16 protein-coding genes are annotated in these 23,290 nt (G+C 36.1%); 9 read left to right on the plus strand and 7 right to left on the minus strand.

Annotation, left to right across the window (positions count from 1 at the left end):
• On the plus strand, positions 1-226 hold a 226-nt coding region (locus Q0505_RS16705), incomplete at its 5' end, for a transglutaminase domain-containing protein (RefSeq protein WP_299215344.1).
• A 157-nt stretch (positions 227-383) separates the two neighbouring features.
• Here Q0505_RS16705 and Q0505_RS16710 read toward each other — a convergent pair.
• Complete coding sequence (locus Q0505_RS16710) at positions 384-1,187, minus strand: lysophospholipid acyltransferase family protein (protein ID WP_299215346.1); 804 nt, start codon at positions 1,185-1,187, stop codon at positions 384-386.
• A 58-nt stretch (positions 1,188-1,245) separates the two neighbouring features.
• The gene (locus tag Q0505_RS16715; protein WP_299215348.1) at positions 1,246-1,890 is read right to left on the minus strand and encodes a CoA pyrophosphatase; all 645 of its coding nucleotides are present in this window, start codon (positions 1,888-1,890) and stop codon (positions 1,246-1,248) included.
• A 2-nt stretch (positions 1,891-1,892) separates the two neighbouring features.
• On the opposite strand from Q0505_RS16715, the gene Q0505_RS16720 reads away from it, so the two are divergent.
• A complete protein-coding gene (locus tag Q0505_RS16720) occupies positions 1,893-2,600 on the plus strand; it encodes a peptidylprolyl isomerase (RefSeq protein WP_299215350.1) in 708 nt (235 codons plus the stop codon).
• A gap of 505 nt (positions 2,601-3,105) precedes the next feature.
• On the opposite strand, the gene Q0505_RS16725 is transcribed toward Q0505_RS16720, so the two are convergent.
• Positions 3,106-4,341, minus strand: coding sequence for a M48 family metallopeptidase (locus Q0505_RS16725; RefSeq protein ID WP_299215352.1), 1,236 nt, complete (start codon positions 4,339-4,341; stop codon positions 3,106-3,108).
• A gap of 70 nt (positions 4,342-4,411) precedes the next feature.
• Entirely contained in the window at positions 4,412-5,212 is an 801-nt protein-coding gene (locus tag Q0505_RS16730; protein WP_299215354.1) for a TrmH family RNA methyltransferase, read from the minus strand.
• 91 nt (positions 5,213-5,303) lie between these two features.
• Here Q0505_RS16730 and Q0505_RS16735 point away from each other — a divergent pair, with 91 nt between their 5' ends.
• Positions 5,304-6,197 (plus strand): T9SS type A sorting domain-containing protein, encoded by an 894-nt coding sequence (locus tag Q0505_RS16735; RefSeq protein WP_299215356.1) that lies wholly within the window; start codon positions 5,304-5,306, stop codon positions 6,195-6,197.
• A gap of 7 nt (positions 6,198-6,204) precedes the next feature.
• On the plus strand, positions 6,205-7,002 hold the full coding sequence (locus tag Q0505_RS16740; protein WP_299215358.1) for a DUF6503 family protein: 798 nt from the start codon (positions 6,205-6,207) through the stop codon (positions 7,000-7,002).
• 272 nt (positions 7,003-7,274) lie between these two features.
• On the opposite strand, the gene Q0505_RS16745 is transcribed toward Q0505_RS16740, so the two are convergent.
• A complete protein-coding gene (locus tag Q0505_RS16745) occupies positions 7,275-9,305 on the minus strand; it encodes a dihydrofolate reductase (protein ID WP_299215360.1) in 2,031 nt (676 codons plus the stop codon).
• A gap of 92 nt (positions 9,306-9,397) precedes the next feature.
• Between Q0505_RS16745 and Q0505_RS16750 the strand changes: the two genes are divergently transcribed.
• A complete protein-coding gene (locus tag Q0505_RS16750; RefSeq protein WP_299215362.1) occupies positions 9,398-10,420 on the plus strand; it encodes a GyrI-like domain-containing protein in 1,023 nt (340 codons plus the stop codon).
• Between the two features lie 50 nt (positions 10,421-10,470).
• Positions 10,471-10,842 (plus strand): fluoride efflux transporter CrcB, encoded by a 372-nt coding sequence (gene crcB / locus Q0505_RS16755; RefSeq protein WP_299215364.1) that lies wholly within the window; start codon positions 10,471-10,473, stop codon positions 10,840-10,842.
• Between the two features lie 475 nt (positions 10,843-11,317).
• On the opposite strand, the gene Q0505_RS16760 is transcribed toward crcB, so the two are convergent.
• Complete coding sequence (locus Q0505_RS16760) at positions 11,318-13,042, minus strand: T9SS type A sorting domain-containing protein (RefSeq protein ID WP_299215366.1); 1,725 nt, start codon at positions 13,040-13,042, stop codon at positions 11,318-11,320.
• 383 nt (positions 13,043-13,425) lie between these two features.
• Positions 13,426-16,230 (minus strand): triple tyrosine motif-containing protein, encoded by a 2,805-nt coding sequence (locus tag Q0505_RS16765; RefSeq protein ID WP_299215368.1) that lies wholly within the window; start codon positions 16,228-16,230, stop codon positions 13,426-13,428.
• 466 nt (positions 16,231-16,696) lie between these two features.
• Between Q0505_RS16765 and Q0505_RS16770 the strand changes: the two genes are divergently transcribed.
• The 3 genes from Q0505_RS16770 (at position 16,697) to Q0505_RS16780 (ending at position 23,106) form a co-directional block, all read left to right on the plus strand.
• Entirely contained in the window at positions 16,697-19,816 is a 3,120-nt protein-coding gene (locus tag Q0505_RS16770; RefSeq protein ID WP_299215370.1) for a glycoside hydrolase family 2 TIM barrel-domain containing protein, read from the plus strand.
• 6 nt (positions 19,817-19,822) lie between these two features.
• Positions 19,823-22,111, plus strand: a complete 2,289-nt coding sequence (locus Q0505_RS16775) for a carbohydrate binding domain-containing protein (RefSeq protein WP_299215372.1) — start codon at positions 19,823-19,825, stop codon at positions 22,109-22,111.
• Positions 22,112-22,245: 134 nt separating this feature from the next.
• Positions 22,246-23,106, plus strand: coding sequence for a glycoside hydrolase family 16 protein (locus Q0505_RS16780; protein ID WP_299215374.1), 861 nt, complete (start codon positions 22,246-22,248; stop codon positions 23,104-23,106).
• The last annotated feature ends 184 nt before the right edge of the window (positions 23,107-23,290 follow it).

Here is a 23,290-nt window from a genome sequence, read left to right on the forward strand (position 1 = left end):
TCAATTTAAAAAAGAAGTATTTACCACCTTACTTCAAGACAAAGAAACGATCTGTACGGGCTATGCGTATTTAATTAAGGTCATGTGTTCCTTAGCGGGTATCGAATGTGAAATCATTGATGGATACGCCGCAAATGATTTGAAAATAAAAAATCTAGATCTCCCTAACCATTCTTGGAATGCGATAAAACTCAACGACACTTGGTATCTCTGTGATGCTACCTAGTCAGCTGGTTATACAGATATGTCTACGTATTTATTTGAATTTGATTATGATAACTCTTACTTTCTTCAAGAACCTGATGCCTTTATAAAAAGCCATCAACCGCTAGATAAGAAATGGACGTTGTTACCTGAGAATTAAGTAGTGGTATACAAAACCGTTAATACTCCCACTGTCGTTTTTTATTGAGCTCTTCTTCTTTTTCAAGTTCTTCTATAGGAATTACTTTAAGGAAAGAAGGATGTTGCTCTATGGCGTATTCGAGTTGTTCTACGATCTTTTCTACAGAGTCATTTTCGTAATCGATATCCAAAGGTTCTTTGATTTCAAAGGTTTGTAAAATATTACGTTTTTTGATCCGCAATCCCTTTTTATCAAAGCTACGTCTAAATCCATCAATCACGATAGGGACAACGACTGGCTTGTATTGCTTAATAATATGTGCTGTTCCTTTACGGATAGGTTTCCATGGTTTTGTGGTTCCTTGTGGGAAGGTAATGACCCAACCATCATCAAGGGCAATTCCTATGTTTTCTGTATCTTGAAAATTCACTTGGCGATCGATTTCTTTTCCCTTCTCGCGCCACGTTCTACTCACGGTGATGGCTCCTGCATACGCAAGAATACGCGGTAGTAAGCCACTTTTCATAGTTTCGCCTGCGGCTACGTAATACAAATTTAATTTAGGATTCCAGAGATACCCTATGTTCTTAATAGAATCATCTCTCCCACTAAGACTCGCATTAAACACATGAAACATCGATACGACATCTGCAAAATACGTTTGGTGGTTAGAGACAAATAAAACGTTGGTTTCTGGTAAGTCTCTCAACACTTCTGAACCTTCAATTTGCAATTCGTTAAAGCCGCGGTAACGCCTGTGTGTTAATGCACCTGCTATACGAATAAGCCATCTTTTTAAGAAAAGTATATGTCCGAATGGATTGGTTTTAAATAGACCCATGTATGATATTAGATAAATCTTTGTTATAAAAACAGAATCACAAAGATACAAAACCTTCCTATTCTTGACCAGAAAGTAATAAGACCTTTACTTCATTAAGCATCATCGCTGTTGCTCCCCAAACGACATGTCCATTTAGAAAGAACGCAGGGACATCTATATCATCCATATATGAGGTAGACATTTTTTTACTAATCACTGCGGTATCTGATAAAAAATCCTCCAGTGTCACCTCGATAAGACCTTCTACTTCTTCTTCTTGAGCTACAAAATCTAAAGGCGAGGTACTATAACCCAAGAAGGGATACACAAAAAAATTACTCGGCGGGATGTAACTTGTTGTCATTTCCTTTACAACAGTAATTTTATGTCTGGCAACGCCAATCTCTTCTTCAGTTTCGCGCAAAGCGGTATCCAGCATATCTCTATCCTCATCTTCTACTTTCCCTCCTGGAAATCCCACCTGATTAGAATGTACGCCTTTATAGGTTTTTCTGAGTATTAAGATCATTTTTGTTACTTGTTTCTGATCTGGATACAAAAGCACCATCACGCCTGCTCTGCGTGGATTCAGCTTTTCTATATCCAAATGACTAAACTCCTTTACACGCTCCATTGGCGCCATCATAAATTGTGCATTTTTCCCTGGTAATGGCAAATTGCTTATTTTTGAAAGTAATCGTAAACACGTATCAAATTCCATGTATGTATAGGTCTATTCTTCTTTTGTTAGCCGTTTCCATTTTCTTAAGCTGTAAAGATACTAAATCTACAAAAAAAGAGGTATCTCAAACGCCTATAATTACAGATACCCTTCCAGAAAAAAAGGAACTAGAAGCTCCCAAAGGCACACCTGGAAATCCGATGATTGCTTCACAGGCAGAACTGATTCCGTTCTTGACCAAGTATGGTGAAGAGAACCCTGAAACCAAAATCCGTATCGAAAATCGTTTTGGAACTATTGAAGTAGAACTTTTTAAAGACACGCCATTGCATAGAGCAAATTTTATTATGCTTGTTAAAAATGGCTATTTTAATACCACCCAATTTCATAGAGTATCTCCAGATTTTGTCGTTCAAGGTGGAAATAATGACACAAAAACCACGGCTCGTAATCGTGAAGGAATGGGTAGATATTTACTACCTAATGAAGCCTTAAAGAAGTATCCACATGTGCGAGGTGCCTTTTCGGCAGCGAAGTATAGTGAGCAAAATATAAGTAAAGCCTCCTCCCCTTTTGAGTTTTTTATTGTGCAATCACATCGTGGTGCACATCACATAGATGGAGAGCATACCGTTTTTGGGAGAGTGACCAAAGGCATGGATGTGGTGGACAAAATGAATGAAGTCTCCGTAGATGGTACGGAGTGGCCAGAGGAAAATATTTATATGAATGTGACGATTGTTGAGTAGATTTTAGCTGTTGGTCGGTAGTCGGTAGTCGAAAAAATAATTATTTCGCTTTCGCGAAAGTAAAATCAAAATCAATGACGTCATTTCAACAAAGCGAGGAACGAGCGACAAGAAATCACATCATCTGACTTCACTTGAAACCGAAGCTGAAATCGAAATCAAAACCACTAGATGTCATAAAACAAATTTAAAAATAGAGTATTGTTCTATTTTAGAGTAGTACTCTATTTTTTATTTTTACAGAAACAGAACTTCAATACTATTTCATTTCTACCTTTCGGCGAAATAAAATCACCCAGCCACCTTACATTTTCCCCCAATTATGTTTTAAAATATGCTATATCAAATAATGAAATATTAACCTAAAAACGGTCAACATATATCAGGGAATGACAGATATGCAACCTCTAAAAGCTAACGACTAAAAGCTTGGTGTGTGATCTCTCCTAACGTCGAGATGGCGACTTAGATCTATATGCTATTTTCTATGAGCGATAGCGGTCTCTTATCTTTTTTCTAGATTCTCCACACGCTGTAACAAAGTAGGATGCGAATACTTCAGTTTTACATACAACGGGTGTGGTGTTAGATTACTTAAGCTGTTTTTAGATAGCTTTTTAAGCGAACTAATCAGCGATTCGGCGTTGTAAGTTTCGGCGGCATAATTGTCTGCTTCGTATTCATGCTTTCGCGAAAGCGCACTCATAAAAAATCCTGTCACTGCTGAAATAGGGGTATATAAAATGCCAAATACCACCATCCCGACATGAAAAGAAGGCGTCGATACTCCTACCGCCTCTGCAATTATAGGTTGTGCTAGGCATAAAGAGAATAGCCATAGTGTAAACCCAGTAATGGCTACAGAAAGTAAAAGATTAGTAATGACGTGTTTTTGTTTATAATGCCCTACTTCATGAGCTAGTACAGCTACAATTTCGGTATTCTCCAGATCATTGATCAAGGTATCGTATAGGGTAATTCGTTTTTCGCGTCCAAGCCCAGAGAAATAAGCATTTGCTTTGCTGCTTCGCTTTGAACCATCTATTGTAAAAATATGGGTAAGATTAAAACCAACCTTTGATGCGTATGTTTCAATTTGTGAACGTAATTCGCTCTTTTCCAAAGGAGCTTGCTTGTTAAATATAGGAACAATTAAACGAGCATAAAATAGATTTGCTCCTATTGAAAATAAGGTAATCACTCCCCAAGCATACAACCAGAATAGATTTTGTGTCGCTTCATAAATCCAGATAATGAGTGCCAATAAGCCACCACCTATCACAATCCCCATAAGCCAACCTTTCAATTTATCTGCAAAAAAAGTGATGGGTTTCATGTTGTTAAATCCAAATTTTTCCTCGATCACAAACGTATTATAATATTCAAAAGGTGTTGTAAGAATATCACTCGCTAGCATAATCGCTCCAAAGAAGATCAATGCCACCCCAATAGGATGCTCGGTAAACGTTCGCGCCCATTGATCTAAAATCGCAAAACCATCAAAAAAGAAAAAAGCCAATGTTAGTATCAAACTAAAGGTTGCTGTATAAACCCCAAAAAGGTCTTTGGTAATTTTATAGTCTTGTGATGTGAGATACTCTTGTTCTGTATATACATCTTGTAGGATTTCTGGGATGGGTTTTTTAGCATGTTTTGCATTGAGGTAGCTCATCACAAGATCTACCAAATAGCTAATGACAAGAATAAAAATGATAATGTAAAATAAAATGTTTGCCGTCATAAATGAATTAAAATAGGTACGCTAGGTATTCGGGTTTGTATGTTATATACGATTTTTGTCTTCGTAGGAATTAGTTGAAATTTCGTTGTCGTTTTGCTTCAAAAGTAAGAATTCCTGCGGCAACACTTACATTCATACTATCAATAATACCAGACATAGGAATCTTAATATTCTGTGTGCTTGCTGCTCTCCATGGCGTTGTTAAGCCCGTCGCTTCTGTACCCACCACGATCGCAGTGGCTTGTGTGTAATCTTGTATATGATATGGTTCTGCTTCTTGTAGAATAGCACTAAAAATCTGAATCTTACGATCCTGTAAAAATAAAATCACCTCTTCTGTTGGCGCCAAGGCGATTTGATTGGTAAATACACAACCCACACTGGATCTAATGATATTAGGATTATAGAGGTCGGTTTTAGGGTTGGCGATAATTACAGCATCGACAGCTGCAGCATCGGCGGTGCGTAGTATAGCACCAATATTACCTGGTTTTTCAGGAGCTTCCGCGATAAGCAACAACGGATTTTTAGGTAATTGTAAGGATTCTAAAGTGGTTTTTTTTGCTTTCGCGAAAGCGATCACAGACTCCGTCCCATCACGATACGCAACCTTACTATATACCTCATCAGACAGCGTTGTTACCGAAGCATTTTGTAATGAATGGATCAATGCCACCACCGAAGCATCCTCGGTAAAACCTTCTTTTATATAAAGTTCTGTAATCATGTAATTACCAGAAATTGCAAGACCAATCTCTCGGAGTCCTTCTATAATAAAGCCGTCTTCTTTTTTACGCGTACGCGATTTCTCCTGTAACAGTAAAAGTCTTTTTACAGCGGGATTTTGAGCGCTTGAAATGTGTTTGTGCATATCACAAAGGTACATCCTTATACCTATACTAATCAAATGCTGTTATATTTATGATGTGGTAGAATCCTGTAAAGTTCCTTACTTTTATAGGATGAAAAAAACTACTTTAAAATTGCTAGGGATACTATGTGTTCTTACTTCGTTTACTGCGGTATCACAGGTAACGGCAAATGAACCTCAAGATCTCATTACGTGTGATATTAACAATCCTGGAGATGGGGTTGAGATTTTTGATCTTACGACAACGATTCCAGAGATTATTGGAGATCAGACCAATGTAACGGTCACGTTTCATCTTACGTCTGGAAGTGCCTTAGGAAATGGTCCTGGATTTCCAAATCCTGAGAATTATGAAAATATTGTCAATCCGCAACTGGTGTTTGTACGTGTACAAGGCAACGGAGATAGTGTCATCACCACCTTTACGATTGAGGTTCGCTTACCTTTTGAGCCCGATACAACAACTCCAGATCCTCTTGTGCTTGCAGATCCTAACAATGATGGTTTTGAGGTATTTGACTTAACAGACATCATTCCTCAGTTTACGAATGATCCTTTTGTGGTGGATATTTCTTATTACGAGACCTTACAAGATGCAGAAACAGCATCTAATCCTATTACAGATCCTGAGAATTATACGAACATTACCAATCCGCAAACGATTTATGTTCGTTTTCAAAATGCACCTCAAGAGGAATGTGTGACGATTGTTACTTTTGATATTTTTGCAGATGCTAACTTAAGTATTGAAGATGAAAGCCTCCCGGTTATACAGCTATACCCGAATCCTGCTTCCTCTGTAATGTCTATAGAAAATATCGACTTAGATGCTTCGATCATCATATATGATACTTTGGGACGTACGGTAGCATCTTTTATAAATGATATTACAACCACCTATACACTAGATGTGAGTACGCTGACTAAAGGGATTTATTTTATGAGAATCGACAATAGACAACCTGTATCATTTATTAAAAATTAATCATCTCATGAAAAAAATTATGTTTTTCCTTGTTGTGGCTATTTTCGCTTTAAGCTGTAAAGAGACGACGCAACAAACTACGACAACAACACCTACTCCTGAAGTCACAAAGACTCCTGAGAAAGAATATCCAACCGCAATGGCTGCGATATTTAAAGCGCATGGCGGAATGGATACTTGGAACGCTATGAATGAACTATCTTTTACTTTGGAAAAAGAAGAGGGTAATGAAGTCCATACCGTAGACTTAAAGTCTCGTAAAGTAACCGTCAAAACCGATCAATACACCATAGGATTTGATGGAGAAGATGTATGGCTTGCACAAGATTCTACATACTTCGAGCCAGGACGTGCTCGTTTTTATCACAACCTAATGTTTTACTTTTATGCGATGCCGTTTGTCTTAGGTGATGATGGAATTATGTATAGCGACGTACCTGCCCTAGAATTTGATGGCATATCGTATCCTGGAACTAAAATTTCTTTTGGTGCTGGTGTAGGCGATGCTCCAGATGATGAGTACATCGTTTATCATAATCCTTCTACAAATCAAATGGAATGGCTTGCGTATACAGTGACTTATGGCAAAAATGAAAAGAGCCCTAATTTTAGTTATATAAAATACGATCAGTGGACGGAAGTCAACGGCTTACAATTACCAAGTGTTTTACAATGGTACAAGGTAATAGATGGGAAACCAACAGAAATTAGAAGTGAGCGTACCTTTATAGACGTTACCGCTTCTGCTACAAAATTGGATGCTTCTCAGTTTGAGAAACCAGCAGGTGCTGAGATTGCTGAGTAAGTAGAATTTTAAACTTTATAAAAAGCCTTTGAGAATTTTTCTCAAAGGCTTTTTTGTGTTTAGATATGAGACTGCAAATTATGAGATGTATCATTTGGATGACTCCGAAGGAACAACATGTATATTCCGAATTTAGAAAAAGTAATTAATACCAACTAAATCCTAAGCTGAGCCTGAATCCCTAAACCCACAAACTTTTAAACTTAAAAAGCGACCATCTCTCGATAATCGCTTTTTAAATATTTATAAATACTATTTAAAGTATATCTATTTTACTTCAAAAACCCATAGGTCTTCGCATATTCAAGCATTTGTGTTTCAAAGTTGGCTGGATGTTCTATAGTAAATCCTGTAATTTCTCCATTTTCTGTGGTAGGCACAATCATTGGATTGACAAACCCACTATATGGAGCGCTTTTAAACTGGCTATTACGATCTAATACTTCCTTATGAAGGTTCTGGTCTACTTTCACACCATAATCTTCTACAAGCGCTTTAGCGGCTTCGTAATCTCCTTCTGAAGTGATTCGTTGTGTCTCACGTAATAATTCTCCAAAAATGGCTCTCAGCTTTGTATAATCGTTGATATTATAATAGGTCTTCCCGTCACGAGTCACTTTTTCGATGACATTTTCTTCTTGTCCTCTTTCAAAAGCCCAAGCACTTACCCACTGGCGATTGACCATGTGCGCTTCTTCTACATCATCTCCCAATTCTAAGCGAATAAGTTGCGTCACGAGTCCGTTACGGATATACCCATCATACGCGGCTTTTCCTGTTTTCTCCCAATCTTCCACCAATCCAAGTTCTTGAAGTTTAGGATCCATTAGGTAATACAGACCAAAAAGGTCTGCACGTCCTTCTTCAATCGTAGATTTATAGCGTTTTAAAGTTTCTTTAGGTGTTCCCACACCTTCGTTGATTTGTCCAGAGGCATGCCCTACAACTTCGTGTAATGCCGTATGAAGCTTATCGCCTAGTTGTCCATATTCTTCTTCCAGTGCTACTTCTTCTGGGTCATGCGCAAACTCTTGTAAACGACCAGATCCACCAGCACTTGCATAGGCACTTATGATATTCCCTAATGATACCGATTTACTTCCGTGCGTTTGTCTGATCCAGTTGTTATTAGGAAGGTTGACTCCTATAGGTGTACTTGGTGATGCATCTCCTGCTTCTCCTGCCACAATCACTGTTTTGTATGAAACGCCTTTAACACTGTCTTTTTTATGCTCTGGCATTAATGGAGAGTTATCTTCAAACCATTGTGCGTCTTGAGAAAGTACTTCCATTTTTTTAGACATATCAAAGTCTTTAATCTGAACGATCGTTTCATAAGACCCTTTGTAGCCTTTTGGATCGTTATATACTTCTATAAATCCGTTGATCCAATCTATATTTCCTGACGTTGTCGTTGCCCAAGCGATACAGTAATCATCCCACGTATCTAGACTTCCAGTTTTATAATACTCAATAAGGAGTCCTAATGCTTCCGCTTGTTTTGGGTTTTCGGCAACACCTTTTGCTTTTTCTAACCATCCAATAATTTGATCGATGGCTTCTCCATATAATCCTCCACTTTTATACACCTGCTCTACAAGTTTGCCATTTTCTTTAATAAGACGTGTATTTAAACCTACTTCGATAGGCTCATTCTTATCTACCTCAATCGCTTTATAATAAGCCTCAACTTCGGCAGTCGTTACGTCGGGTCCGTAAAAATTAATAGCACTTTCCAATACAATATCTGCATCTTTAGAAAGGTTTACTTTTTTTGCATCTTTGTCATTAAAAATCACATCAAAAGCTTCTCCTTCTAGTGTAGCTCCAGAAGCTGCTAAAAGTTCTTTTAAATAATCTGCAGAAAATGCTGGTTGCAATTTTGCGTTGCTATAATGATGGTGGATTCCGTTAGAAAACCAAACACGCTTTAAGTACTCTTCAAAATGTTTCCAATCGTCAGATGTTTTATCGCCATCATACATTGTATATACTTTTTCTAGTGCTTCTCTAATTGCTAAATTATGACGGTAGTTTTGTGCCCACATAATATCACGTCCAGCCAGTCCTGCTTGCGTCATATAATAGACTAGTTTTTGTTCTTTAAGAGTCAAATTTTCAAAACCAGGGATTTGGTATCGTAAAATTTTGATATCTGCAAATTGATCTACAGGTTCGTTAAATGCTATTTCCGCTTTCGCGAAAGCGGTATCAGTAGCCTCACCATTTTTTTGTTGATCTTCACCACAACTTATCGCTAATAATGCCATAAGTCCAAAACTATATATTGCTTTAAATTTCATTGAGATTAGTTTTTTATTTGTGTGTAAATATACCAAAAATAGAAGTTTTAAAAATCCTTTATCTTAGCCTAAGCTAACGAACCCCTTTAACTATGAAATTTTTAAAACTTATATTCTTCCTTTTACTCATTTTTTTAATTGGTGGTACTATTTATTTTGCTTCAAAAGACGGTACTTATGATATTAAAGAAAGTCGAATCATAGATATACCTCCGTCTATTTTATACAATACTGTAAACGATTACACAACTTGGGAGTATTGGGGACCTTGGAAAAAAGAGGACTCCACGATGGTATTTACGTATGATGCTAAGACTGTTGGTGTGGGCGCTGGGTATTCTTGGGATGGTGAATTTCTAGGATCTATGAAAACAACAGCTGTTTTAGAAAATACAGCCATAGAGCAGGACCTTACCATTGTGACACCAGGAGGAGAACGTTCTTCAAATGTAAGTTGGGAATTCATACCTACAGATACAGGAGCTGTAAAGGTTACTTGGCAAGTTGAAGGGGAGCATACGCTTATGGATAAAGTGTATTTTGCCTTTTCAGGAATGGATTTTGAAGAAGATATGCGCACGATGTACACAGATGGTTTGAAAGGATTGGAAACGTATGTAAGAGAAAAAATGGAAGATCACTCCGTAACCATACAAGGAATTACAGAATATGGCGGTGGGTTTTATTTGTATAAAACAACATCTGCTAGTGGTACTAATATCAGTGCCATCATGGGACAGAATTATGGTGAGATCATGCAGTTCATGAATCAAAGAGGTATTACACAATCTGGAATGCCTTTTACTATTTATAATGAAATGAATCCTGACGGTTCTATTATTATGAGTAATGCTATTCCTGTTCCTAATGCTATAGAAATTACAGGAGAAGGTACGGTACTAAGCGGATACTTACCAAGAACCAAAGCAGTGAGAGTTACTTTGAAAGGGAATTACAGCTATCTAGGAAAAGCGTGGACAGAAGCTATGCAATATATTACGCAGTATCAATTAACACAAAGTGAACAAAAACCTTTTGAAATCTACACAAACGATCCTGGAGACTATCCTAATCCAGCAGATTGGGTAACAGACATCTATATTCCGGTAGAATAATATAGTTGCTTACGAAGATCTATTTTATTTAAATAAGGGTGTAAAATAATATGAAACAGTTACTACTTGTTTTTATAGGTGGCGGTACAGGAAGTATAGCAAGATATTTACTTAGCAAGGTATGGAACACTTCAAGTACTAGTATTCCTTACGGAACATTTACGGCTAATATTATTGGGAGTCTTATTATAGGAGTCGTATTAGGTTGGGCTATAAAGAATAATACATTATCTAGTAACACTACGCTTTTACTGGCTACAGGTTTTTGTGGAGGGTTTACCACCTTTTCTACCTTTGCTTATGAACATCATAACTTTCTGAAATCTGGTGATCTCTTACTATTTGCTATCTACGCCATTGCTAGTTTTACAGTGGGTATTCTTGCTGTTTTTGGAGGGATGTGGCTTGGTAAAGCGTTATAAATAGGAAATAGCTGGTTTGGCTAATTTCATTTTAACTATTCTTAAATCTATAGAAAAAATCAATAACGTTTCTGTACTCACATTGTTAATCTAAGGTACTATCAAAAAAGGTTCATTCTATAGTTTGGTTTCTTTTGACAGCTTCTATTTGAACTAACTTGAGTTTGATATATATTGTTAATTCACTCTTATTTCAATTTCGCTTAAAGCGAAAAACTACAAGAAATTTCCATCGCTGTTTCTCCTCGCCCAAAGCTCATGACATTATTCTTTTAAAAAGTTTCAAAAAAAAATACCACCTCTTGACCTCTGCCAAAACTTACGTTCTATATATACTGGAAAAAGAAGAGAAATCTAATCCCTCATCTCGAACTCAAGTTAAATTATAAAAATAGGTAAAAAGCAAAAGGACTATTACCTAATGATAATAGCCCTTTCTATACTAAATTAAAATAATCCCCCTAGGATTAACTATTTAGCGTTTGATTAATTTTATAGTTTCTTGACCTTGATTTGTTGTAATCGTTGCCAAATAAATACCCGTTCTAAGGTTTGAAGCATTGATATCAAATGTAGTTGCATTTGGTGTTGCTAATGCTACTCTTCTACCTAGAAGATCATATACTGCTACAGATGTAATACTATCAGAACTTGTAGATACTGTCCAACGATCTGTTGAAGGGTTAGGATATACCGATACATCTAATGATGTAAACTCTTCAGTACTAAGCGTTGTATTATTGTGTAAGTATAAGTTGTCTATAAAGATCGTTCTTGTTCCAGGTTCTGCTCCTGCAAGTGTCAATACAAATTGTCTCAAGGCATCTCTTTGTTGCGTAGCATCACCATCAACAAAAACGGTAAGAGGTACATCTATAGATACCCACTCTCCAAAAGTAACAACAGGGTTTGTTAATTGGAAAAAAGATGTTTCTCCTCCATCACCAACATGGTTAGACCATTTAGGATTTGCAATTAAGCCAGTAGACAAAGATGTATCTATCCAATAATCCATGTGGAAATGAGTCAATGCTGAAAGGTCAAGAGGCTCTCCCCAATCTACTAATAAAAATTCTGAGGCTGGTTGGTTTAAAACTAACTGTTGTGTATTATCACCTTCAATTTGAATGGTTGTGATATCTTGAGTTCCTACACCAAATGCTCCAAAAACAGTATTAGGCTGTTGTGTATATGCATCGCTAAAAAGAGAAAATACCGTATTTGGATCTCTCTCTGGAGGTGTTGGTGCTGCCACGGCTGGAAGAACTGGATCTGTGTTACCATTACCTTGTACTAAAGATACATTGTCAATCACTACAACCCCAGTAGCAGCTCCCATATCAAATAACACACGGCTATCTGTAGAGCTAAAATTTGCTACGAGTTCTAATGAGAATGTTTGTGTTACATCGGTTACGGTAACTTCCATACTTTGGTTTGTAAAAGGATCTACAAAAAGACCTATTCCTGCAATCATCGTACGACTTCCTGTTGTTGCATCTGTAGATGCATCAAAAGTTAATGTAAAAGTTTGTCCCTCTGCAATATTGATTCCTCTTTGACTTAAGTTGACAGCGAAAGGTTCTCCAGCAGAAGCAACATCTACAAAGTTAAAACTGTTTCCTCCATCTGTTTGTACATTGAATCCATTTCCTTCCCATACAACCATTCCTTGTTCAAAATCACCGTTCTCTAGTAATTCATCTCCTCCTGTATTTTCATTTAAAGTAAGAGTAACGTTATCAATTACTACGACACCAGTAGCAGCTCCCATATCGAATAACACACGGCTATCTGTAGAACTAAAATTTGCAACAAGTTCTAGTGAAAATGATTGAGTTACGTCTGTTACGGTAACTTCCATACTTTGATTTGTAAATGGATCTACAAAAAGACCTATTCCTGCAATCATCGTACGACTTCCTGTTGCTGCATCTGTTGAAGCATCAAAAGTTAGAGTAAAAGTTTGACCTTGAGCGATATTAATTCCTCGCTGACTTAGGTTGACAGCAAAAGGTTCTCCAGCGGAAGCAACATCTACAAAATTAAAGCTATTCCCTCCATCTGTTTGGACGTTAAACCCATTTCCTTCCCATACAGTCATTCCTTCTTCGAAATCACCGTTGGTTAGTAAGTTTTGGGCTTGCATTGTAATTCCTCCAAGAAAAGCGAGAAGGAAAAATAAAGTAATTTTTTTCATAATAGTATATTTAAAAAATATTAAACAATTTTTTCAGAATTTTCAAGAACCACAACTAATAAAATAAGTGCTTTCCGTTATTTACTGAATCGCACTTGTTATTAGTGTTTTATTGCGTATTTATTAAAATATAATTCTTTAAAATTCTAAACTATTCAAATTTAAGTTCAAATCCTGAGGATTCTGCAAATATTCCCTATACAAAAAACATACACTGCAATTTTTAACTTTATTTATTGCGATATTATTAAATAATAATAATTTGATTGCCTATTTATAGGCTATAAGCTGAAAAGACAGAATTAGTATGATCTAAAAAAAATTAACATAAATACAGCTATGTTGTACTTATGTTGAGTTTTAAAAATAATATGTTGTATAACCTAAAGGTTAATGAAGTAGTCGTTTAGATTGATATCTCTTGACAGATCAAGTTTTTTACGGAGCCTGTAACGTTTTATTTCAACGCTACGTGAGGAGATGTTTAGTAATGGAGCAATTTCTTTTGAAGACATATTCAACCGTAGATACACGCATAATTTTAAATCGTTTGCCGTTAATGAGGAGTGTATTTCTTTAACCTTTCTGAAAAAATCTTTATCCGCATGGTTGAATGCCTCTTCAAAGAAGTTCCAATCTTCTTCGTTTTCAATAGTCTTATCTACTAAAGATACAATTGCTTTTATATCTTCAACTTTTTCTGTTTTTAGCAAAGCACTTTTAATAGCATTCAGTGTCTTATTTTTATTAATCATGTTCATCGTAGAAACAGCAAGTTCTCTATTACGTGCATCAATATCTTGTTTAAGATTGGCATTATTCAACTCTACTATTTGCTTTTCACTCTCTAGCGTCTTAAGTTCCATATCTTTTTTTGTACGATTGAGAGCAAGTTCTTGTTGCTGTCTATAATATCGCTTATAGAATCCATTTAATAGTATAAATAGAAATATAGTTAATATGATATATATTCCTATACTCAAATTAGATAAATACCAAGGACGTGCAATCGTAAAATTATATACTATTTCGTTACTAGTTTCTTTTCCTCCTACACGAGCTTTTGCTTTAAATGTATAAGAACCATGAGGTAAATTTTCAAAATGTATATTTGAATTGGAAGTCCAAGGACTCCAAAAATCATATAATCCGTCTAATAAATAGGAGTACTCTGTTGTAAGAAATTTATCATATTCAGGAACACCAAAGGAAAAACTTAAGTTATTGTCAAAAGACGGAAACTCTATATTATCCTGATAAGAGACCAATCTGGATTTTTCTCCTAAACGATGAACAGCAATAGACTTTAGGTTAATCTTATACTCTTGGATGGTATTTTCATTTTTAGATAGATCTACAATAATATATCCATTTGAAGTTCCTAGCAAGTATTCATTTTCTCGTATGTTCACTAGGCTTTCATACCCTTCTACGGTATTTCGTAAACTAAATGGTATAGATATTTTTTTTACCGTGTATGCCCCATCAAGTTTATCTCGTGCAATTCTAATAAGATTTTCTTTTGTAAATGCCCATAATTTATCCTGATCTTCAATAAGTTTTCCTGTAATAAAAGTATCATCATTCAGCACATTACTCAGATTTTCTTCACGGATAAAGTTTCTCTCTTCAGCATTATATGTAAAAATCCCTTCTTCATTTGAGTAAAAAATAGTATCGTCTAGTCTTGACAAACTAGAATGTTCCCCTATACTAATACCTGTATGTTTAAATACTTCTAAAGCTTGTTCATATTGAGGATCTATTTTTATTTCAAATACTCCCTTATATTCATGGTTCACAAGTATTTTGTTGTCTTTCGTGATTTCAAAATGCTTAGAAGAATTTACAAAGTTTTCAATTTTATTTCTAATACGCCATCCATCTGAAGATTGTTCTAAAACATACAAACCTCCATAATTTCCTTGTAAAAGAAGATTTTCTTTACCAGGAATTTTCTTAATATCCCAGGTTCCCTCAATATCTGCGATTAATCGTTGTTTGTCATTCTCAATAATATATGTTCCGTTATTATGACCACAAAAAAGAGTTCCATCTATAAGACGTAAGTTCCATACTTGTCCTTCAGTTCCGGGCATTCTTATGAAATCTAGCGATGACGTTTCAGGCTTATAAAAGAGTCCTTGATTTGTACCTAAATACATATAACCATTTGCAAATGCTGAGGCATATATAGTTCCTAGCTTTCCACTTACGTCAATGTATTGATGAAAAGGGCTTTGACTATTGATACAATCAATACCAGCATCTAAACCAATCCATAAATTTTGATCCGTATCTTCTAATAATGCTAATGCCGTATTATTACTTAAACCACTCTCTTGTTTTATTTGATATTCAAACGTACCATCTTTTGAGAGTTGGACAATTCCATTTTCAATAGTGCCTAAAACAATAGATTTATTTTTACGCTGAATAGCACTATAGACAGTAAACTGTTTTATAGATTCGTTATATGCTATATCCCAAGATGTTACACGTTGTCTATCTATACTATAAAATCCCTTATTTGCAGTGACGCCTATTAATTCTCCTTCAACATTAAAGAGATTAATCAAACGTTCCTGAATAAGTATAGGATTGGAATTAAAGAGATTTGTTTGTCCTTTCTCTATAGTATACAGTCCTTTATCTTTTACCTGAAAAAATAAATCATCATCTACCAAAAATAAACGTACTACTTGCCCATCGGGGGTAATCATTTCTATTTTACCGTCTAAAGTATCATATATATAGATCCGGTCTAAAGATTGGAAAAGCACATATTGTCCATAACGCTCAATATTCCAAATATGCTCATCTTCAATCATCGTTACTTGCTGCTTTTTTACAATAGATGTGTATTGTAAAATTCCAGTCTCATCCTTTACCCAAACACCAAAATCCATGTAAGCCCCAGTGTATAATTTATCATCGACTGCCTTAACTCCTCTAACTATGGTTCCATTAGGAGAAGGATACAAATCCCATTGCGCTCCATTAAAAACTAACAAACCTTTATTGTTTGCTACATATATAGTTTTATCTGGACCTTGGGTAAGCATCCAGTTCTGGTTGTCTGCATTGTATATATTAGGAGTATAATTTACAACGGGAGGAAGTCCTTGAGCATGTACAAAAGTCAAAGAAAATAGTAAAAACCCTATGCGTATTACAAACTGTATCATTTTAATAATGTTTTATACATATAAGCTAAGCCAAAGGTTATATTTCTATGAAAAAAACAACAATGCATTACCTAATGAATGATGTATTATACGTGTAAGCGAGCAAGAATTATAACTTTCGTTAGCATCAAGATGACAATAACACCTCTACAAGGAATAAAATCACTACAACATACATACAACATTAACAAAATATTAACACAAAAGAATAATGAATCGGTATTTTTTTATTCGAAATACAAGTGATAAAAAATAGTAATATTATCAATATATTAGATCAAAAATCAGTAAATTCTCAATAAAAACGATTTAGATACGTAAATGTATAGTTTTTGTTAGTTTGTTTTTACTAACATTAACAATTCATAATGATATATTTACTTCAAAGACATTACACATATTATTTATTAAAGGATAATCATCATATTCCTGATGGATCTATATACTTACTAAAACCAACAATCCTATGAAACATTATTTGTTAAGACTATTTCTATTTTTAGCCTCAACATCATTATTAGCTCAAGCAAATAAGGTCACAATTGCTAGTGCAGCCGATGGCAAAATACTAATGGTAGACGGACAAGAATTCATGATTAACGGTATGAACTGGGATTATATCCCTATTGGTCAAACCATCGCTACTACATCATATCAATTTTGGAATCAGTCTGATGATATTATCAAAGCTGCGATAGATCCTGAAATGGAACTTTTGAGAAATATGGGAGTAAATACCATTAGACAATATGTAGGGGTACCACCTAAATGGGTACAATATATCTATGAAAAACATGGTATTTATACCATGATTAATCATGCCTTTGGTCGTTATGGTCTTACACTAGATGGCGCTTGGGAGCCTAACACAGATTATGCAGATCCTCGTGTTAGAGAGGTTTTACTTAGGGAAACAACAGCCATGGCAAGGCAATTTAAAGATACACCTGGTATTTTGATGTTTCTTCTCGGAAATGAAAATAATTATGGCCTTTTCTGGGATGGTGCCGAAACAGAAGATATCCCAGAAGAAGATAGTAAGACTAAGCCACGCGCCAGAGCAATGTATAAGCTTTTTAATGAAGCAACTGTGGCTATGAAACAAATTATTGATTCACATCCAGTGGCTATATGTAATGGAGATTTACTTTTCTTAGATATTATAGTAGAAGAATGTAAAGACATAGATATTTATGGTACAAACATGTATCGAGGAGTTTCTTTTGGTGATGCCTTTGAAAGGGTAAAAAATGAATATGGAAAACCATTTATGTTTACTGAATTTGGTGCCGATGCTTTTAATGCTGTGCAAAATCAAGAAGATCAGAAAGCACAAGCCTATTATATGGTGGGTAATTGGAAAGAAATATATGCAAATGCAGCTGGCTTAGGAAAAGCAGGAAATTCTATAGGTGGATTTACTTTTCAATTTAGTGATGGCTGGTGGAAATACGGTCAAACTACCAATCTAGACATTCACGATAATAACGCTTCTTGGGATAATGGAGGCTATCAAAGTGATTATGTTGAAGGTGAAAATAATATGAATGAAGAGTGGTTTGGGATCTGTGCAAAAGGACCAACTAATGAAAAAGGTCTTTATACCTTATACCCAAGAGCAGCTTATTATGCTTTAAAGGAAGCACATCAATTAAATCCGTATGCAGATGGTGCTACAGCAGAAACTGTTGAGAATTATTTTAATAATATCCAACTCATAGATGCTGTACTAAGAGCGCGAGGAGATAAAGCCGCATCTGGAAGTGGTTTGGGAGGTAATAAAGTTAAAATAAGTTCTTTAAGAGCTGAATTTACGACGTTCAATACTGGAGGTGAACGCATAACCACACCAGAAGATCGAGATCCAAATGCAAATGTCTACCCTGATCAACTTGGCTTTGACAATATGGAATCTTACTATATTGGTGTAGAAGCCAATCCAACGCCAGGTTTAAGAGCTAATGTGGAAGTTAATATTTTAGGAAATGTTGCTGGAAATCCTATTGATGAAATTTTCTTTGAAAATAGAGGACGTCCTATAACTGTTGAGTCAAATAATGGAGATATCGTTCTTACAGATAATAATAGAGTCCAAATATATCAAGCTGAATTTGATTGGAACACAAAGTATACTAATGTAAAAGGATTCTATAGAACAGGACACTACCATTGGGGGTATGAAGGAGATTTCTTTGGATTATATCCAGAAGCTAATTACGGCCCAAACATAGATATATATAATGGTGTGGCGCCTTTTGGTTTTGAATTTGAAGGAAAAAAAGCATTTAAAGGATTTAAAGTAGCATTTGGTCCAGAGCTATGGTGGGGTGCCAATCCTGCCCTCTTGGTCAAATATGAAAAACAAGTTGGAAATTACAAACTTGCAGGTATTTTTCACGAAGATATTTCAGAACAAGCTGGTGCTGGGGTAACTTCAGGAGCGATTCCTCAACCAAGAACACGAAGATTTACAGCCTATGCACAACGTAAATTCGGTAAGTTTGATATTGAATTAGGAGGTATTTGGGGTGGACAACCTTTAAATGGAAGAGAATATCAAGTAGTAAAAACAGATGCAGATGGAAATACCAATGTATTTGTAAATACCGTAAAATCTGATGATAATTGGGGAGGTAAAATAAAAATAAAATACACCGATGGTAAATTTAATTGGTATGCGCAAAGTGCTGCTCAAGGCATAGTTGCTTTTGGAGGCGCAGATTATACTAAAACTTTTACTGGATGGAGATTAAAAGATAGCGGAAGCGGTAATCAATACAACTTCTTAACAGGTTTTACATACAATATAGGAAATCTGCAAATCGCACCAAACTTCTTATGGCAAGAACCATTAGTAGATCCTATTCCATTAGGATCACCTGCGCCAGCTAGAGCTAGAAACATTCTCGCAGATCCTTTTGTTGTAAGAGCAAATAGAAGAACCACAGCAGGTGAAATTTTATTAACCTATGATCCTACTCCAGGTTCTTGGTTTTATGAGTGGGATAATGACCGAGCAGAAGATGCTCCATTTGCAGCTAGTTTAGGGTTTGTATATCGTCATCTTCCAACAACACAAGATGCTGCTATTGGATTCTTCGGAGATAGTCGTGAGCCTGTGGCTTTTGAATCTGCTCCTTCTGCACAAGATTTATGGGAATTTAATGGTAGAGTTGTTTCTAAATTCACGCCAGATTTCGGACTGATTGCAAACTTTTTTGGAGGAAATGGTCAGGCACGAGGAAGTGACGACAGAGTTATTTATAGATATGGTACGGATGTACGTGTGATCTATAATAAGCTTAAATTAATGACAGAAGTAAAAATAGATGATTGGGGGCCTTTTGATTTTCATCGAGATTTTAACCTTACTTTCCCACTACAATTTAAAGTAGATCTTTCTACGACCATAGGGAAGCAAGATTGGTTCATTTTACCAAATACCCGTATTGGTATTCGGTATACTTGGCGTTCTTTAGACAATTTCTCTCCGAGATATGAATTTCAAAGCCCAATTGACTTAGGATTCCCTAACGGAAGTGAGTGGGAAATCAGAACATACTTACATATTAACATTGGAAAATAAAAAATCATGAAAAAGATATTCACAAAAAGAACAATTAGCTATTTGATGTCTGCCCTATTTCTGGTGATTAATTATGGCTGTCAACCAGATGATGGGAATTTAGAAGAAGCAACATTTCCTACTATTGCAGACGTTTTCATAGACACATTTAGTGCTGGTTTACAATATGATGCATTTGGAGATTCTAGAGTAACTGCATTTGCTGTAGATACCGATGTTGTATTTCAGGGAAGCGCCGCTATGCGATTTGACATTCCAAATACCAACGACCCGCAAGGAGGCTACGCAGGAGGTATATTTTCTGTTGAAGGCGGTAGAAATTTAACAAGTTATAATGTATTAACTTTTTATGCCAGAGCATCCCGTGGAGAAACGATAAACGAAATAGGATTTGGTTTAACCTTTGGAGGAGAAGTGTATAGAACACAAGTTAATAATCTTCAAGTAGGCACCGAATGGCAAAAATACTTTATACCCATCCCTGATGCTGCTAAACTTACACAAGAAAGCGGAATGTTATGGTATGCAGAAGCTGCAGATAATGGCGAATCTTACCAACTATGGCTAGATGAAGTGAAATATGAAAACTTAAATACTGTTCTTCTAGAAAGTGCTACCATTCTTAATGGAGTAGATCAAGTAACCGCAGCCTCAGCAGGAAATACAATTACCATAGACGGAACTTCTGCTACCTACAATTTACCTACAGGAACGTTACAAACCGTTACAACAACCCCTGCCTTTTTTGACTATACATCATCAAACGAATCTGTTGCTACTGTAAATGAATTTGGTGTCGTATTAGTTCTAAGTAACGAAGGTTCAAGTATCATAAGTGCGACATTAGATGGTCAGGAAGCAGACGGTTCCATCACATTTATGGATGTAGACGCATCAGGAAATGTGGATGATTCAGATGCAACTGAAGTAGCACTACCGCTAGGCTTTGAATCAACAATACTTAATTACAACCCTATAGGCTTTGAAGGTGCCGTTCCATCCATAGGAGCAAACCCTGTAGTAGGAGGTTTAAACAATAGCTCTAATGTATTAAGGTCTTTAAAAAGTGAAGGATCTGTATTCTTTGCAGGTCAGTTTATTGACCTAGATGTCCCTGTTGATTTTTCTACAGATCAAATTGTAAGTGCACTCGTACTCTCACCAAATGCTGGAACTCCTGTGAGAATCGCATTTGAAAACAGTGGTGATCCTGGTACTCAAATTAGAGTAGACGTAAGTACTACAGTGAGTAATCAATGGGAAGAATTAATCTTTGATTTTAGCGGATTAATCAATACTGGTGTAGCTTATGATAGAATGGTTGTCATTTTTGATATTGATGAAGCAAACCCAACTGCTGGTGATGGTTCTGTCTATTATATAGATGATATTCAATTAACAGACGGTTCTGGCGGTGGCGGAAATATGGGTGGTGACAATTTATTGGAAAATGGTGACTTTGAACAAGGAATGACTGTATGGGAAGGAAATGGTTTTAATGTACAAACAGATGGTGGAAACAGCTTTAATTTTGTAGACGTAGCAACAGCAGGAAATCCTTTTGATGTCAACTTAAGCCAAAGAGGATTAGCAATTACCGAAGGTGATACATACACCCTTACCTTTGATGCTTCTACAGATGCTGCGACGGGTACCCGCACAATGCTCGCTGGAATAGGTCTTTTTGTAGCCCCTTTTACAAATGCCGTTTCAGAGATTAATATTACCGATACAACACAAACATTTACGGTGGAACTTACGGCTAATTTTAGCTCTTCAGACGGTCGTGTATTGTTTGATATGGGAGCAGATACTGGGGTTATCGTAATAGATAATGTTTCTCTAGTCGTATCAGATGGAGGAAACTCAGGTGGGGATTTCTTGTCAAATGGTGATTTTGAAGAAGGAATGACCGTATGGGAAGGAAATGGATTTAACGTACAAACAGATGGTGGAAACAGCTTTAATTTTGTAGATGTCGCTACCGCTGGAAATCCTTTTGACGTCAACTTAAGTCAAAGAGGATTAGCCATTACCGAAGGACAAAGCTTTACCTTAACCTTTGATGCTTCTACAGATGCAGCAACAGGAAGTCGTACTATGATTGTAGGGATAGGTCTCTTTGTCGCCCCCTTTACCAATCAAAGTATGGAAGTGACTTTGACAGATGCCACGCAAACCTTCAATGTAGAACTCATCGCAAACTTCAGCTCGACAGATGGTCGCGTGCTGTTTGATATGGGAGCAGACACAGGGGTTGTCGTTATTGACAATGTCACGTTAACATTAAACTAAAACATAAAATACATGAAGCCCTTGTAAGTGTTCCTTTTTACGCTTTCGCGAAAGCGTACTCAGAAATAATTGAACAGGGAGCTACATACTACTAATTATTGATAATTTTTTATCGAAACTAAAAAAAAAGAAAAATGAAAAATGTAATCTTAAAAAGTATCATCTGCGGCTGTCTTCTTTTTACGGCGTGGAGCTGTATTGATGATGAAGGCACTGATCTTGGTTTATCCAATCTTAATCTTGTATTTGAAGATAATTTTAATGGCGAAGCAGGGCAATCTATTAACACAGATGTTTGGAACTTTGACATAGGAACAGGTTCTAACGGCTGGGGAAATAATGAATTACAGTATTATACAGACCGCCCAGAAAATATTTCACTAGATGGAGAAGGAAATATGGTCATTACCGCTCGTAGAGAAAATTTTCAAGGATCGCCTTTTACCTCTGCGAGAATAAATACTAAAGATAAAATCGAACAAAAGTACGGTCGTTTTGAAGCACGGATCCAATTACCAGGAGGACGCGGCATTTGGCCAGCCTTTTGGATGTTAGGCAATAATATTGAAACCGAGGCAGACGAAGATCCTGCAACGGTACAATGGCCATTCTGTGGTGAAATAGATATTACAGAACTTAGAGGACAAGAACCTTCAAAAAGCATTGGTAGCATTCACGGTCCTGGATATTCTGCGGGTGGTGCCATATCTGGCGAATATGAACTTGAGGATGATCGCTTTGATGCAGGTTTTCATGTATTTGCGATTGAATGGACTCCAGATTTTATCGATTATTTTATTGATGGCGTTCGTTTTAATAGAATAAATAAAGAAGATGTTCCAGAAGGAGGAGATTGGGTTTTTGATGACCAGCCGTTCTTTTTATTATTAAATGTTGCTGTTGGAGGTGCTTTTGTAGGCTTTCCAGTAGACTCAACCCCATTGCCTCAACGTATGATCGTAGACTATGTACGTGTGTACGAAATAGGAGAATAAATCAAAAAACAAACAAAACAGGAATACTATCAATTCATCTGTATAGCATTAGAATAGTGACAATACATATAACAAGATAATTCGATGAGAATTATTTGAAAACTGTTTGCTGTTTTCTTGAGCCATTTTACAAGGCTACAAAATTCTATATAGTGACGTATTATCCCGTTAGATAATAAAAATA

Source organism: uncultured Dokdonia sp. (assembly GCF_937910895.1).
GTDB lineage: Bacteria > Bacteroidota > Bacteroidia > Flavobacteriales > Flavobacteriaceae > Dokdonia.